Source organism: Pectobacterium sp. 1950-15 (assembly GCF_037136835.1).
Lineage (GTDB): Bacteria > Pseudomonadota > Gammaproteobacteria > Enterobacterales > Enterobacteriaceae > Pectobacterium.
Window position 1 is genome coordinate 71,692 of the sequence record NZ_JBBBQR010000011.1, and the last position, 14,027, is coordinate 85,718.

Below are 14,027 nucleotides of genomic sequence, written 5' to 3' on the forward strand. Positions count from 1 at the left end.
ATTTGATGTTTTTATCATCGCAAATTGTCATTCCTATTGTTTTTATTGGTTTTATTCTATTTTGCTTAATATGAAGCCAATTGCTGATTTTTCTTTTTTATTAATTGCTTTTCCCTATTGAAAAAAAACCGCTGATCGCTCAGCGGTTTCGGCATGTTTTGATTAACCGCTAAAAGGTTTCCCAGTTTTGCTTATCGCTTCCCGTGGCGCTTTTCGGGTTGGCGAGTGAAAGTTTTGCGCTGTCAGGCCTTTTTAACTGTGGAGCGAGGCGCTGCGGCGCCCCGCCTTCAACGATGAAGACTTTCATCAGTTCTACCAGATGGGCGGCTTGCTCGCTCAGGCTATCGGCGGCAGATGCGGATTGCTCAACGAGTGCGGCGTTCTGCTGCGTAACCTGATCGAGTTGGTTCACGGCATCATGAATCTGTGAGACGCCGGATTCCTGCTCCTGCGTGGTCACGCCGATTTCGTTAATCAGATCGGCAACGTGGCGCGCCTGACGAACCAGCTCTTCGATTGTCGTTCCCGCATCGCTGACCAGCGCGGAGCCTGCCTCCACTTTCTCAACGCTGTGGCCGATCAGTTCTTTAATCTCCTTGGCGGCGGTGGCGGAGCGCTGTGCCAGCGAGCGAACTTCGCCTGCCACCACGGCAAAGCCACGACCTTGTTCACCGGCCCGAGCCGCTTCGACCGCGGCGTTGAGGGCCAGAATATTGGTCTGGAAAGCGATGCCGTCAATCACGCTAATGATGTCGTTAATCTTGTGCGAACTGTCGGTAATTTCTTTCATGGTGACCACAATATTGCCGACGGCTTCACCGCCTTTAGCCGCGGTATTACTGGCGGCCTGCGCCAGTTGAGCGGCGTTACGCACCGTATCGGTATTTTGACGCACCGTTTGGCTCATTTCTTCCGTAGACGCTGCGGTTTGCTGTAAGTTGGCTGCCTGTTCCTCCGTGCGCTGGCTGAGATCAGCACTGCCTGCGGCGATCTGTCTGGCACCGGTGGCGATAGATTCGCTGCTCTCACGCACCTGTTCAACAATACTGCTTAAACTTTTACGCATGTTATTCATTGCGAACAGCAAACTGGTATTGTCGCCTGACGTAAGAGCGACCGGTATTGCGAGATTACCTTGTGCGATTTCTTGTGTGACCTGTGTGGCATAGGCAGGTTCACCCCCCAATTGCTTCTTAATATGGCGGGTAATCAGCCAGGCGATGCAGGCGCCGAATAATGAGGCGATGACCGCCAGAACCAGCAGGGAATTGCCATCGTAGTAGGACTCTTCAATCGCGTTGGTTGCCGTTTGCGTGGTGTAGTCTTTCTGCAACTGAATCATGGTGTTCAGATTGTTAAAAAGCTTGGTTTGTATAGGTTCAAGCTGGGTTTTAACTAACTCGATAGATTCAGCCTGTCTATTGCTGAGTGACAGTGCGACGGCCTGGCGGCCTACTCTGGCAAATTCAGTGCGGTTTTGCTGCAGCTCACCCAGAATATTGCGGACCTCGGTTGCCCGTAAATTGGTTTCCAGTTGAGTGACGAGCTGCGTGTTTTTGGCACTCGTGGTTTCAATCAGTTTTTGATTGTCTTCGAGAACCTTTTGCTCGGTAGCGATAAGCATACGCAGTGTGGCTTTGATCGTGACGTTAAGATTATCTTTCAGTTCTTGTAGCACGATGAGATTGGCAAGGTGGTGTTTGGCCAGCCTGTCCGTAGCATTACCGAGGCCAACCAGGTGCATTCTGCCGAAGATAGCCACTAATAGGCCAATAATAATAACAATGGCAAAACCTGAACCGACCTGAGTACCCAGTTTCATTTTTTTTGTATGCTGCATGTTATCCTCATGACTTATTTACAGTATTTATTGTTATTAAGCAGATTTTCCTTTGCACGATGGAGGCATGTGCTGCTGCGGTTTCTCGATCCCTCTGATGAATAATTAAGCACTTCACTCTAGAATATCGGCATGACCGGAGAAAACATTGATTTTAATTGCCGCCTTTTCAGCGTAGCGCACGTTGATGAGGAAAAACAGAAAACGTAGGGGATGGCGGAGACTGGGTGTGAAAGTAAACAGGGGGAGGTCATCCCCCTGTGTAGAATCAGAACTGTTCCCAGTTTTGAGTATCGCTTCCCGTGCGGCTTCTGGAATTGGCAAGCGAGAGTTTGGCGCTGTCAGGCCTTTTCAATTGCGGAGCAAGGCGCTGTGACGAGCCGCCTTCAACGATGAAGACTTTCATCAGCTCGACCAGATGGGCTGCCTGATCGCTCAGGCTATCGGCGGCGGACGCGGATTGCTCAACGAGTGCGGCGTTCTGCTGCGTAACCTGATCGAGTTGGTTCACGGCATCATGAATCTGTGAGACGCCGGATTCCTGCTCCTGCGTGGTCACGCCGATTTCGTTAATCAGATCGGCAACGTGGCGCGCCTGACGAACCAGCTCTTCAATCGTCGTTCCTGCATCGCTGACCAGCGCGGATCCTGTTTCCACTTTCTCGACGCTGTGACCGATCAGCTCTTTAATCTCTTTGGCTGCGGTGGCGGAGCGTTGCGCCAGCGAGCGAACTTCACCAGCCACCACGGCAAAACCACGGCCTTGCTCACCCGCCCGAGCCGCCTCGACCGCCGCGTTGAGCGCCAGAATGTTGGTCTGGAAGGCGATGCCGTCAATCACGCTGATGATGTCGCCAATTTTATGCGAGCTGTCGGTAATTTCTTTCATGGTGACCACGATATTGCCGACGGCTTCACCACTTTTAGCGGCGGTATTGCTGGCGGCCTGCGCTAACTGCGTGGCGTTACGCACGGTGTCTGAGTTCTGGCGTACGGTTTGACTCATCTCTTCCATTGAGGCGGCGGTTTGTTGCAGGTTGGCCGCCTGCTCTTCTGTACGCTGGCTGAGATCGGTGCTGCCTGCGGCGATCTGGCTGGCGCCGGTGGCGATGGATTCACTGCTCTCACGCACCTGTTCAACAATGCCGCTCAGGCTTTTGCGCATCGCATTCATGGCTGCCAGCATGCTGTGATTATCGCCGGGACGCAGGTTGACCGTGACGGCCAGATTTCCCTGTGCGACTGCCTGAGCGATTTGTGCGGCGTAAGCCACTTCACCACCCAGCAAGCCTTTGATGGTGCGGGTAATCAGTACGGAAACCAGAATGCCAACGAGCACCGCAATGGCTGCGAAGACGATCAGCATGTTGCCGTCTGAGCGCGCTTCCTGCATCGCGCTGGTTGTCATATCCAGCGTCCGTTTCTTCTGCAATTCCCTCATGCTATCCAGCGCGGCGAAAACCGGCGCCTGCGTCACCTGCATCTCATTGACCATGATCTGTACGGCACGCGCTCTTTCTTCTGCATTTTCGGACAGGCCGAGTTCAACTGCTTTATTTACGGCATCCCGATAGGCCGGACGCGCCTGCGTCAGGCTCTCCAGCGAGTCGCGGGTTTCTGGTTCAGACAGGTGTTCATACAGTTTGCTCAGGGTTTCAGTATTGCGGGCAATTTGCTGATCGATTAGGCGCTTTTCTTCCTGAATACGGTTCCTGTCATCGGTCAGGCCAATGTTACGCACTGAACGCGCCACGGCATCAAAGCCGCCCTTGGCGTCCTGTATCAGGATGAGACCGGCCAGATTTTTTTCGGCCAGCGATTCAATATCTTCCCCCAGATCGAGCAGATGGAAACGCCCCAGAACGGCGACCATCAGGCCAATGATGATGACAGAGGCGAAGCCGGTACCGAGCATGGTACCAAGCTTCATTTTTGCGAGAAAATTCATAATGTTCCTTTATTATCGGTGATGCAGGTTCTGCTTTGTGGATTGGGTCTCTTCTGCGACAGGTCAGGAATAGGGCGTACTTCTGATGACGTCATGTGTTGGTATGCAGACTTGCGTAGCGGTGGCAAGGGAACGCGCGGTTCTTTACCCCATGCACAGTATAAAGACAGGGGGCTGATAGGCAGATGTGGAATATAGAAGTAAAACGGGCGCATTTTCCGGCATAAGAAGAAAAACCGCTGAATATCAGCGGTTTTTCCTTTAGTGAAGCATCGTAAAGGGGGAAAAATGAGCGGTTTACATCACCAGCCACAGCGCCCAGGTGAAGAGGAATCCGGCTAGCCCGAGGATGGTCGTCAGTACCGTCCAGGTGCGCAGGCCATCGGCGACGGACAGCCCCAGATATTTGGTGACGATCCAGAAACCAGAGTCATTGACGTGCGATAGACCCAGTCCGCCAAAGCAGGCAGAGAGCGTTACCAGCACCAGCTGCATCTGGTTTAGGCCGCTGACGGCTTCGCTCAGTAGGCCGCAGGTGGTGAGAATGGCGACGGTGGCGGAGCCTTGCGAGGCGCGTAGCGCCAGTGAAAGAATAAATGCGGCAGGCACCAGCGGCAGGTGAATACTGGTCAACGTATCCGCCAGCGCTTTACCAATGCCCGATTCCACCAGCACTTTACCGAACACGCCGCCGGCACCGGTCACCATAATGACCATCGCCGCGGCAGGCATGGCATCGCCCATCACACCGCTGGCTTTCTCCAGCGACCAGCCGCGACGCAGGGCAATCAGCCAGAACGCTAACGCCAGTGCAATCAGCAGCGCCACGGCAGGAGAGCCGACCAGCGACATCACGTTACGCACCGGGTGTCCGGCAGGCAGAATGGTCGCAGACACGGTGCCGAGCATGATAATGGCAATCGGAATCGCAATCAGCGCGGCGATCAGCCCGGCGGAGGGGGCAGAGACGGGGGCCGTATCCGGCGTGGCATCTTCCGGCTTCGCCAGCTGTAGCTGCTCTAATACTTCGACGGAAAGCGCATACTTACGGCGGTTCATGGCCTTGGCAGCCCAGTAGCTGATGATGCCGACAGGAATCGACACCAGCAGGCCAATGATGGTCAGCCAGCCGATATCCGCATTTAACAGGCCAGCGGCGGCGACCGGACCGGGATGCGGCGGCAGCGCGACGTGCACTGTCAGCATTACACCCGCGACGGGCAAACCGAATTTAATCGGAGAGACTTTCGCGACTTTCGCAAAGCCGTAAATAATCGGGGCGAGGATAATAAAGCCGACATCGAAAAAGACCGGAATACCCAGAATAAAGGCGGCGATGGTTAATGCTGCCACCATTAATCCCGGCCCCATTAATTGGGCAAAGCGGTGCGCCAGGGATTCCGCGCCGCCGGATACTTCGATCATTCTGCCCAGCATGGCGCCGAGGCCGATAATAATCGCCACCGAACCGAGAATACCGCCCATACCGGAGGTAATCACCTTCATCACGTCGCCAGTGGGAATACCCGTTGCCAGGGCAACGAGTAAACTGACAACCAGCAGGGCGACAAAGGGCTGAATTTTAAATTTAATGACCATCAGCAGCAGGAGTAATACCCCGGCGATAGCGATGCAGAGTAAGAGCGAGGTGGCCATGTTCTTATCCTCATTGACCCATTTTGCAATTCAGAGGCTGAAAAGGTATTGGGTTATTGTTTTATTTGAAGAAAAGGGTGACCTGATTCCCACATTGAAATAATGCGGGAATCTGACCTTTTCTCGTATTTTATAAAGGTGTCTCTGGTGTTTGCTTTTTTATAAAATAGTCATGCATTACGGCGATAATTTATTTCTTCAGCCAGGGTTTAATCCATCCCAGCCCGTCTTCCGTTTTGCCACGCGGGTTATATTCACAGCCAACCCAGCCGGCATAATTCACGCGATCCAATTCGGCAAAGATGAACGGATAATTAATTTCTCCTTCATCGGGTTCATGCCGTGCAGGCACCGAGGCAATTTGAATATGTCCGATGCGGCCAGCCAAATCGTGAATAATTTGCGTCAGGTTGCCATCGACAATCTGCGCGTGGAAGAAATCCAGCTGAATATAGACGTTCGGCCGATCGATCAGGTTGGCTAATTCCAGCGCCTGATACTGACTGGCGAACAGATAATTCGGCTTCACTTTCGCGCTCAGCGCTTCAATCATGATATTGATGCCGTGCGGTGCAAATTTATCGGCGGCGTAGCGCAGGTTATCGATAAAGGTTTGCTGATAGGCCGCGCGGTCTTCACCGGGCGGGACGACGCCTCCCATCACCAGTACTGAAGGACAGTTGAGCGCCAGCGCGTATTCCAGCGCGTTATCGATATCCCGGCGAGCATCTTCAATGCGATCGGGCAGGGCGGAGACGCCCCATTCGCCCGCGGCGATATTGCCGGGCGCGGTATTGAACAACACCTGTTTCAGGCCATTTTCCCGCAGCTTTTCCGCCAGCAGCGGTGCCGGATATTCATAAGGAAACAGGTATTCGACCGAGGTGAAACCCGCATCGGCAGCGGCTTTAAAACGATCGAGAAACGGCACGTCGGTAAACAGCATAGAAAGATTGGCAGCAAACTTAGGCATAGTTAACTCCTCGGCTCATCAAGAGAGCTCGGCAATATCGTCAGCGGTGAGGTAGCGAATTTTTCGGTTACCGAGAATAAAAATCAGCTTGGCGGTTTCTTCCAGCTCTTCCATGTTGTCCGCCGCCGCGCGTAGATCTTTGCCGGTAACGACCGGGCCGTGGTTAGCCAATAAGAATGCCTTGTAGCGTGAAGCCAGCTTCGCCAGATCTTCCCCGAGCCGAGCATCGCCGGGGCGGTAATAAGGGACGACGGGCACTTTACCGACGCGCATCACCACATAGGGCGTGAACGGCTTGATGGCATCCTGCGTATCCAGCCCTTCCAGACACGAGAGCGCCGTCAGGTAAGTGCTGTGCAGGTGAACGATCGCCTTGCATTCGGGATCGTTACGGTAAATCGACAGGTGAAAGCTGACCTCTTTCGACGGCTTATCCCCGGAGATCCATTCGCCGCTCAGGCTGACTTTGGACAACCGCTCGGCATCCAGGTCGCCGAGACAGGAGCCGGTTGGCGTTGCCAACAGCGTGCCGTCATCCAATAGCAGCGAGAGGTTGCCCGCTGAGCCAGTGGCGTAGCCGCGCTGGAAAAAGGACGCGCCCAGCTTGACCATTTCCGCGCGTGCGCGCTGCTCGTTGTTCAGCGCGACTTCGGTGCTGTGGTGTGTTTCACTCATGCGGCAAACTCCTTTTGAGCGCGGGCAAAAAAGTCTTCATCACCGAAATTGCCGGATTTCAACGCCAGCGAAAGCGGATGATGGGTGGAACGCACCCACGGCACGCCAGGAGAAATAGACGGCCCGATATGGAACGCGTGAATGCCCAGCGTTTGCACCACAATGCTGGAGGTTTCCCCGCCCGCGATGATGAAGCGCTGGAAGCCGTCCTGCTGAAGCTGGTGGGCGACGGCGGCAAACAGTTTCTCCACCGCCTGGCTGCTGGCTTCTGCGCCCCAGCGCTGCTGAATCTGCGCCAGTTCGTCGGGTGATGACGTGGCGTATAGCAGCGGCGCGAGTGCGTCATCACGATGTGCTTTTACCCAGTCGGCCAGTTCCTGCACGTAGGCTTGCTGGGCATCATCGCTTTCCAGACAGCGAGCGACGTCAATCGCGCGACCCGCCGCCTGTTTCAGGTAGTGAGCAACCTGCTTGTTGGTCATCACTGAGCAGGAGCCGGACAGCACAACGCCTGAGCCGGATTGTGGCTTACCTGCCTCGGTGGCGGAACCGGTTTGTTTTGTTGAGTCTGCCAGCTGGCGTGCCAGACCCATCGCCAAGCCGGAACCGCCAGTGACCAGTTTCATGTCGCGCAGTGCTTCACCCTGTGTTAGCAGGTGTTGTTCGTTCAACGTATCCAGCACCACATAGCGGATGCCCTGTTCTTTCAACTGTGCCAGCCGCTGTTTGACGGCTTCCGCGCCCTGATCCATCACGGCATACGGCACCAGACCGCATTGCCCCGCCGCCTGCTGTTCCATGACGCGCATCAGGTTGCTGTCCGTCATCGGTGTAACCGGATGGTGGCGCATCCCGGATTCGGACAACAGCTGATCCATCACGAATAAATGCCCTTGATAGACGGTTCTGCCGTTCACCGGCAGCGCTGGAGAGATGATGGTCTGCGTTTCACCGAGCTGTTCCAACAGCGCATCGGTCACCGGACCGATGTTGCCTTTTGCTGTGCTGTCGAAGGTGGAGCAATATTTAAAGTAGAACTGCTGGCAGCCCTGCTGTTGCAGCCATGCCAGCGCCTTGAGTGAATCCGCCACGGCCTGTTCCGCCGGGCAGGAGCGCGATTTCAGGCTAATGACCACGGCCTGCGTGTCGACCTTAAAATCGGACGGCGGTACACCGTTGAGCTGCACGGTCGGCAGCCCGTTGTTGACCAGAAAGCTGGCGATATCCGTGGCACCGGTAAAATCGTCGGCGATGACACCTAGCTTGATCATGGTGCCTCCTTCTTTTCCGGCAGCGTAATGCCGTTAAAAATCTTGATGACCGCGCTGTCGTCTTCTTTACCGAATCCGGCGTTGCTGGCGGCGGTAAACATGTTGAATGCGGTAGAGGCCAGCGGCAGCGGGAAATGGAGTGATTTGGCGGTGTCGGTAACCAGCCCCAGATCTTTCACGAAAATATCAACGGCGGATTTTGGCGTGTAGTCGCCATCGACAACGTGACGCATGCGGTTCTCAAACATCCAGGAGTTCCCTGCGGCGTTGGTCACCACGTCATACATAATATCCAGCGGGATATCGGCACGGGCGGCTAGCGCCATTGCTTCCGCACCAGCGGCGATATGTACGCCTGCCAGCAACTGGTGAATAATTTTAACCGTTGCGCCCAGCCCGATTTCTTCACCGATGCGGTAAACCTTGCCCGCGACGGCATCCAGCACGGGCTTCAGTTTCTCAAAAGCCAGATCGGAACCGGATGCCATGACCGTCATGTCGCCTGCGGCAGCTTTTGCCGCCCCGCCGGATACCGGTGCATCCAGCATGATCAACTGATGCTCAGCCAGACGCTGTTCAATGTTTTTGGCATCCTGCGCGGAGATTGTGGAAGACACCATGACCACGGTGCCGGGCTTGAGTTTCGCGGCGACCTGCGGTTCACCGAACAGAATCCCGTTAACCTGTGCGGCGTTTACGACCAGCAGCACCACGGCATCCAGCTTGTCAACGAAGGCATCAATACGCGTGTCGGCCTGCGCCGCACCCGCTTGACGTAACCGTTCCAGCGCCTGCGGGTTGATATCGACGCCGTATGTCGTCAGGCCAGCATTGATGCAGGACGCCGCAGCGCCAAAACCCATGGAACCCAGACCGATAACGGCGACAGCATAATCAGAAGTCTTTTTCATCGTGGTTGCCTTGTTAAAATTAGTGATTTTTTGTTCTCTGGTGTTAAATATAAGCACTATCAGAACAAATTATGGTGATTTTTATCACATAAATTAACATTCAGATCGTGATGATTCAGTGTAGCTGAACACCGTCGGGAAAGAGGTGCCCTTAATTTTCTTTGTATATCATGTAATTAAACATGATTTCTCGCTGCGTAACGATGAATGCAATTATGTCTGGCGTGGTGTATGACGTGAATTTATGATAATTATCGTCATCAAACGGGGTATCTCTCACAATATTTATCAAACCAGAGTTATCAGACCAGCACTCTCAAACAGGGAACGAACAGCGTGATTCCAGTAGAACGTCATCAACAGATTCTGGCGCTGATCGCCGAACGCGGCGTGGTAAGCATCAATGAATTGACCGAGCGGCTGGGCGTGTCGCACATGACGGTACGGCGCGATGTGCAAAAGCTGGAGCAGGATGGCCTGCTGCTGAGCGTCTCCGGCGGCGTGCGCTCGCCCGAGCGTCTGGCGATTGAACCGTCGCATCAGGATAAATCCGTGATGTTCAGCCAGCAGAAAGCGGCGATGGGTAAACTGGCGGCGCAGCACATTCCGTTGAATAGCTGCATTTATCTGGATGCAGGCACCACGACGCTATCGCTGGCGCGCGAGCTGGCGGAACGTGACGATCTCCTGATTGTCACCAACGATTTTGCGATTGCCGCTTTTCTCATTGAGTCCAGCCAGTGCCGCATGATCCACACCGGCGGCACGCTGTGTCGGGAAAACCGCTCCTGCGTTGGGGAAGCCGTGGCGCAGGCGCTGCGCAACCTGTTTATCGACATCGCCTTTATCTCCGCCTCTTCCTGGAGCCTGCGCGGGTTGTCCACGCCGAATGAGGACAAAGTGGTTGTGAAACGCGCGGCGGTAGAAGCCAGCAGCAAGTGCGTACTGCTGTGTGACACCTCGAAATACGGCCGCATCGCCACCCATCTCGCCACGCCGCTCAGCGTATTCGACAGTATCATCACCGACGACGGCCTACCTGCCGCCGCCAAAGAAGCCTTGAGCAAAATGGGGGTGGAGGTGCTGGTGGCGGGATGAGGGGGCAGCTCATTTCAAAGGGAAGCGAAGAGGTGAAGGCTCTGTTTGCTAGGCATAGCGATGTTTTTGTAATGTAATAGACTAATCATTCATGATCATATCTGAGAGTTTTAATTTAGTTATGATATATTGTTTAGTACTCATTCCTTACAGTTTAACCACTTGAGAGAATACTATGGATATCATTAAAATAATTCTCAGTTTTTTTCTCACAGTTATCGTTGGGTCATATATGGCTCAACGTTATCAAAGGCGTAATTTTATTCATCAAATAAAAACTGCAAAAATAGAAAAGGAAATAGAAAGAATAAGGGTGCTGGCAAATAGCATAGAAAAAATGGCCGGAATGCGAATCTTTTACGGCAGACAACTTATTGACGTTTTTTTAGATGGAAATGATAATGTGCAGATTGATAAAAGTCGAGAAGATTACAGAAAAAGTATTAGAGATTGGAATGAGAACTTATCTTCATTTTATATAGAAATAAAAAGTTTGGGTCTTGGTGACTTGGATTTAAAACTAGAAAGAGGCGTCCACGATAATCTTCGTAACGCTCATCTTATAATTGATGATAAAGTCAGGAGAAATAAAGAAATTATTATAAGTGAAATAGGTTATTATCATTCAAGAGCATTTATTGAAATGAAAAATGTATCAAGGGAACTCATCTCAAATATTGATTTGAGATGGGATTCGATTGTGTCAAACAATGAGGTTAATCTTTCAATATCTAACCTAGAGCAAGCGAGTGTATATACTTTACTTATTGCGCTCTTTCACAAAAGGCCTCATACGTTGCGCATAAGAAGCTCTGTTGTTGACTGAATTGAACCACGTCTGGCTAGGGTTTAATGGTTTTGGCTTTAAAAGCATTGCTGCAATAAATGACTTTTCTTCAAATGTCAATTCATGGGTCATTTTATTGTAAATACTCAGTGATGCATTCTCATGGCCGTATAATCCTGAGCCAAAAAAAGCATGTCTTAAATAGCATCGTATAATCTGCTTTTTATTAAATTTGTGATTTATAAGATATGCTAAAATAGACTCGTATATCTTTCTGAATAAGGTATGTTCTTTGAATCCAGTTATTGTTCTAACCATTTGCATATCTATAGTGCTTGCCCCTCCATGTTTTTTGAAACGTATTGCTTTCAGTGCCTCTCTGACAAATGAGCGAATATCAATTCCGCAATGTCTCATATAACGTCTATCTTCCAAAGTCATAACTAGATATTCAAAATCATTATAATCATATGAATTATCGCCCTCATCCATATATCTTGCTATAAGAAGGAGGTCGAAATTTAGTGACACAAGAATATTTCTAAAATTACGAATTATTTTTCCGTTGTTAGGTTGACTATCCATTTCTACACCTTAATGCGCTGAGTTTAATTTTTTATTAAAGTATTTTGGGGTATCATCTATCCCCTTGGCTCTACACCCTTCTTCTTTAATTCCTCACGTGCGAGATTTTTAAACCAATTCGCTAGGCTGATCCCTTCTTCGGTAGCGGCAGCATCAAGTTGCTCACGTAATGCAGGATCTATGCGCATTTTGAATTGTGGGGATTGTCCGCCACCTTTTGGTTTTTTATCGCGTGTCGTGATTGACATGGGGCCACCTATTTATATATTCTGGACTAATAGGAGGCCACCTTAACATGTGATCACCTAAAGTCAACGCCCCGATGTGCGCCAACACAATCGGAGCGTCTAACCACCACCAACTATAACGGAGTTGATTATGGCTGAGAGACATTCTACCTCAACGAAGAGGATTTCAAGAACCGATCGGCAGGTCATTGTGGGATATCGCCCGCAACAAGGGGATACCAGTACGCCGAAGATTATTCTTTGCGGTAAGTGGCTACGTGACGCAGGCTTTGAAACGGGTCAAAATGTGACAGTAAAGATTGCTGATGGTTGTCTGACGCTGCTGCCTGTGATCGAATCGGATGTGTAAATAAGCCACAGATTCCAGCTTTTGTTACTATGGAAGCTGGAATTCGCTGACGACTTTGTTCGTGTAGCTTCCACGGCTTTCTTCCTGCGAATGTTTTAGAGATATGAAAAGAAGAATAAGAATACTGCTAAGTATATCGATCCTAATTGCCTTACCGCTTATCTATTATTGGCCTGCCATGGTTATTCTGACGGAGGGGAGTTCTCGCTACACGGAACAGGACACCCGACGATATGAAATGCTGACGGATGAGATCATTAAAAATTGCCCGCGTATTTCTTCTATCTATGATTTTGGCTATGCCACGGTTGATGGCCCTGCATTGGAAGTCAGCAATATTACGTTTCAAAACACCAATGACGCGACAAATATACGCGGCTATCTAGCGTCGCTTGGTTTTACGCTGAGCTACACAGACACGACGGGTGAGTATTGGAAGTCTACGGATTCAGATAAAACGATACATATAGGAATCATCAACGATCCGAAAACCGTTATCGTTGATGTCATACGAAAATAGCCCTGAGTAGAGTATTCAGTGCGTTTGAATGTATGGGTGATGTTCTCGTGTGTAGCATTTTTGTACACGTCATGTAGGGTTGTAGAGAGATTCACTACACAGGCATGATGATGAAACCTGAAACTAAAGAAGTACGAATCACTATTCGGGCCAAAGCCTCCCAGCGGGATTGGATCGATATGGCTGCAAACCTTGTGTCAAAATCACGTACCGACTTTATGCTCGAAGCAGCCTGCCGCGAGGCGCAGGACATCTTGTTGGATCAACGTTTGTTTATTCTGGACAACGAACAGTTTGATGGATTGTTGGCCGAGTTGGATGCACCTATCACCGCAGAGCGTCATGCCCGCATTAACGATCTTATGTGTCGTCAATCGCCATGGGAATAACAGCACCAGAGCCATTACTGATAATTGTTCTTGGTGGCATGCTATTTATTGAATACATCCTTATTTAGCCACTTTTTAAATATCAAAAAAGTGGCAAATAGGTTCCATCTGCTGATGCAGGATTCGGATGATAAGAAGATCTTCTTCTCGTATGCGGTAGAAAATAGCGTGTTGCCTATGATCGAATCGGCGCACACCCTGGCTAATTTCAGGGTACTCTTGGCCTATATAAGGGGATTCTGCTAGCAGAATCAGCGTATTCTCTAGTGACTCCGTATAATTGTCAGCCTGACTGATGCCAGAGTTGATCAATGTGTACTCAAAGATGCCTGCGAAATCTTCTGCTGCAAGATTAGAGAGTTTATACATTCCGTTCGCGCTTCTTTTTTGCCGCAATTTCACGCAGCGTCAACGAACTTTCTCCACTTTGCTCCCCTGCATAAATCGCTTTTTTCAGAGCCTCTGTTTTGGATTCTTGTTGTTCAAGAAGACGAAGTGCTGACCTGATGACTTCACTGGTAGAACTATAGCGACCGCTATCTATTAATTTGGAGACAAAATCATCCAGTTGTTCGCCGATCGTAATACTGGTCGTTCTAGGCATAAAAACCTCCTGTGTTATCTATTAACACAGATGGTAGCACAGAACAGCCTATTTAGTAGCCAATAAGAAGACCTTCTTTCCTTGTCACTTTCCCGTCATCTTCCAGTTATTTTTCTGTCATGCACTCATGTCATGTTTACCTTCGCATAAAAAACGCCGTGATGATGGCGCAT

General features: G+C 50.9%; 16 protein-coding genes. 5 read left to right on the plus strand and 11 right to left on the minus strand.

The window, feature by feature from the left end:
• Positions 1-169: 169 nt before the first annotated feature.
• The 7 genes from WCT94_RS13680 to ltnD form a co-directional block, all read right to left on the minus strand.
• On the minus strand, positions 170-1,840 hold the full coding sequence (locus tag WCT94_RS13680; protein ID WP_336870000.1) for a methyl-accepting chemotaxis protein: 1,671 nt from the start codon (positions 1,838-1,840) through the stop codon (positions 170-172).
• Positions 1,841-2,108: 268 nt separating this feature from the next.
• The gene (locus WCT94_RS13685) at positions 2,109-3,788 is read right to left on the minus strand and encodes a methyl-accepting chemotaxis protein (RefSeq protein WP_336870001.1); all 1,680 of its coding nucleotides are present in this window, start codon (positions 3,786-3,788) and stop codon (positions 2,109-2,111) included.
• Positions 3,789-4,085: 297 nt separating this feature from the next.
• On the minus strand, positions 4,086-5,444 hold the full coding sequence (locus WCT94_RS13690; RefSeq protein ID WP_180779122.1) for a GntP family transporter: 1,359 nt from the start codon (positions 5,442-5,444) through the stop codon (positions 4,086-4,088).
• Between the two features lie 190 nt (positions 5,445-5,634).
• The gene (gene otnI / locus WCT94_RS13695; RefSeq protein WP_336870002.1) at positions 5,635-6,417 is read right to left on the minus strand and encodes a 2-oxo-tetronate isomerase; all 783 of its coding nucleotides are present in this window, start codon (positions 6,415-6,417) and stop codon (positions 5,635-5,637) included.
• A gap of 18 nt (positions 6,418-6,435) precedes the next feature.
• Positions 6,436-7,092 carry a 3-oxo-tetronate 4-phosphate decarboxylase gene (gene otnC / locus WCT94_RS13700; RefSeq protein WP_336870003.1) on the minus strand — a complete coding sequence of 219 codons (657 nt, stop codon included), beginning with the start codon at positions 7,090-7,092 and terminating at the stop codon, positions 6,436-6,438.
• Positions 7,089-8,363 carry a 3-oxo-tetronate kinase gene (gene otnK / locus WCT94_RS13705; RefSeq protein ID WP_336870004.1) on the minus strand — a complete coding sequence of 425 codons (1,275 nt, stop codon included), beginning with the start codon at positions 8,361-8,363 and terminating at the stop codon, positions 7,089-7,091. Before otnK ends, otnC begins: the two co-directional genes overlap by 4 nt.
• Positions 8,360-9,274 (minus strand): L-threonate dehydrogenase, encoded by a 915-nt coding sequence (gene ltnD, locus WCT94_RS13710; protein ID WP_336870006.1) that lies wholly within the window; start codon positions 9,272-9,274, stop codon positions 8,360-8,362. The genes otnK and ltnD overlap by 4 nt, the downstream gene beginning before the upstream one ends.
• A 336-nt stretch (positions 9,275-9,610) precedes the next feature.
• Between ltnD and ygbI the strand changes: the two genes are divergently transcribed.
• Together ygbI and WCT94_RS13720 are read left to right on the plus strand one after the other, a co-directional pair.
• Positions 9,611-10,372 (plus strand): DNA-binding transcriptional repressor YgbI, encoded by a 762-nt coding sequence (gene ygbI, locus WCT94_RS13715; RefSeq protein WP_181845693.1) that lies wholly within the window; start codon positions 9,611-9,613, stop codon positions 10,370-10,372.
• Positions 10,373-10,547: 175 nt separating this feature from the next.
• Positions 10,548-11,198, plus strand: a complete 651-nt coding sequence (locus WCT94_RS13720) for a hypothetical protein (protein WP_336870007.1) — start codon at positions 10,548-10,550, stop codon at positions 11,196-11,198.
• On the opposite strand, the gene WCT94_RS13725 is transcribed toward WCT94_RS13720, so the two are convergent.
• Both WCT94_RS13725 and WCT94_RS13730 read right to left on the minus strand, forming a co-directional pair.
• Positions 11,133-11,744 (minus strand): biosynthetic peptidoglycan transglycosylase, encoded by a 612-nt coding sequence (locus tag WCT94_RS13725; protein WP_336870008.1) that lies wholly within the window; start codon positions 11,742-11,744, stop codon positions 11,133-11,135. The genes WCT94_RS13720 and WCT94_RS13725 overlap by 66 nt on opposite strands.
• Positions 11,745-11,800: 56 nt before the next feature.
• Positions 11,801-11,992, minus strand: a complete 192-nt coding sequence (locus WCT94_RS13730; RefSeq protein WP_336870009.1) for a toxin-antitoxin system HicB family antitoxin — start codon at positions 11,990-11,992, stop codon at positions 11,801-11,803.
• 130 nt (positions 11,993-12,122) lie between these two features.
• On the opposite strand from WCT94_RS13730, the gene WCT94_RS13735 reads away from it, so the two are divergent.
• From WCT94_RS13735 to WCT94_RS13745, 3 genes are all read left to right on the plus strand, one after another.
• Positions 12,123-12,341 carry a SymE family type I addiction module toxin gene (locus WCT94_RS13735; protein WP_193397782.1) on the plus strand — a complete coding sequence of 73 codons (219 nt, stop codon included), beginning with the start codon at positions 12,123-12,125 and terminating at the stop codon, positions 12,339-12,341.
• 103 nt (positions 12,342-12,444) lie between these two features.
• Positions 12,445-12,861: a hypothetical protein gene (locus WCT94_RS13740; protein WP_336870010.1), complete on the plus strand. Its 417-nt coding sequence runs from the start codon at positions 12,445-12,447 to the stop codon at positions 12,859-12,861.
• A 110-nt stretch (positions 12,862-12,971) separates the two neighbouring features.
• On the plus strand, positions 12,972-13,250 hold the full coding sequence (locus tag WCT94_RS13745; RefSeq protein WP_336870050.1) for a type II toxin-antitoxin system TacA family antitoxin: 279 nt from the start codon (positions 12,972-12,974) through the stop codon (positions 13,248-13,250).
• 75 nt (positions 13,251-13,325) lie between these two features.
• Here the strand turns inward: WCT94_RS13745 and WCT94_RS13750 are convergent, their stop codons facing one another.
• Complete coding sequence (locus WCT94_RS13750) at positions 13,326-13,619, minus strand: type II toxin-antitoxin system RelE/ParE family toxin (protein WP_336870011.1); 294 nt, start codon at positions 13,617-13,619, stop codon at positions 13,326-13,328.
• Entirely contained in the window at positions 13,612-13,854 is a 243-nt protein-coding gene (locus WCT94_RS13755; RefSeq protein WP_012772867.1) for a type II toxin-antitoxin system ParD family antitoxin, read from the minus strand. The genes WCT94_RS13750 and WCT94_RS13755 overlap by 8 nt, the downstream gene beginning before the upstream one ends.
• Positions 13,855-14,027: the final 173 nt, after the last annotated feature.

What these genes read in the sequence shown, in the direction of transcription:
- ltnD (WP_336870006.1), bottom strand. Translation starts at nt 9,274, where the DNA reads ATGAAAAAGACTTCTGATTATGCTGTCGCCGTTATCGGTCTGGGTTCC.
- otnI (WP_336870002.1), bottom strand. Translation starts at nt 6,417, where the DNA reads ATGCCTAAGTTTGCTGCCAATCTTTCTATGCTGTTTACCGACGTGCCG.
- WCT94_RS13680 (WP_336870000.1), bottom strand. Translation starts at nt 1,840, where the DNA reads ATGCAGCATACAAAAAAAATGAAACTGGGTACTCAGGTCGGTTCAGGT.
- otnC (WP_336870003.1), bottom strand. Translation starts at nt 7,092, where the DNA reads ATGAGTGAAACACACCACAGCACCGAAGTCGCGCTGAACAACGAGCAG.
- WCT94_RS13685 (WP_336870001.1), bottom strand. Translation starts at nt 3,788, where the DNA reads ATGAATTTTCTCGCAAAAATGAAGCTTGGTACCATGCTCGGTACCGGC.
- WCT94_RS13725 (WP_336870008.1), bottom strand. Translation starts at nt 11,744, where the DNA reads ATGGATAGTCAACCTAACAACGGAAAAATAATTCGTAATTTTAGAAAT.
- WCT94_RS13750 (WP_336870011.1), bottom strand. Translation starts at nt 13,619, where the DNA reads ATGTATAAACTCTCTAATCTTGCAGCAGAAGATTTCGCAGGCATCTTT.
- WCT94_RS13745 (WP_336870050.1), top strand. Translation starts at nt 12,972, where the DNA reads ATGAAACCTGAAACTAAAGAAGTACGAATCACTATTCGGGCCAAAGCC.
- WCT94_RS13730 (WP_336870009.1), bottom strand. Translation starts at nt 11,992, where the DNA reads ATGTCAATCACGACACGCGATAAAAAACCAAAAGGTGGCGGACAATCC.
- WCT94_RS13720 (WP_336870007.1), top strand. Translation starts at nt 10,548, where the DNA reads ATGGATATCATTAAAATAATTCTCAGTTTTTTTCTCACAGTTATCGTT.
- WCT94_RS13755 (WP_012772867.1), bottom strand. Translation starts at nt 13,854, where the DNA reads ATGCCTAGAACGACCAGTATTACGATCGGCGAACAACTGGATGATTTT.
- WCT94_RS13735 (WP_193397782.1), top strand. Translation starts at nt 12,123, where the DNA reads ATGGCTGAGAGACATTCTACCTCAACGAAGAGGATTTCAAGAACCGAT.
- WCT94_RS13740 (WP_336870010.1), top strand. Translation starts at nt 12,445, where the DNA reads ATGAAAAGAAGAATAAGAATACTGCTAAGTATATCGATCCTAATTGCC.
- WCT94_RS13690 (WP_180779122.1), bottom strand. Translation starts at nt 5,444, where the DNA reads ATGGCCACCTCGCTCTTACTCTGCATCGCTATCGCCGGGGTATTACTC.
- otnK (WP_336870004.1), bottom strand. Translation starts at nt 8,363, where the DNA reads ATGATCAAGCTAGGTGTCATCGCCGACGATTTTACCGGTGCCACGGAT.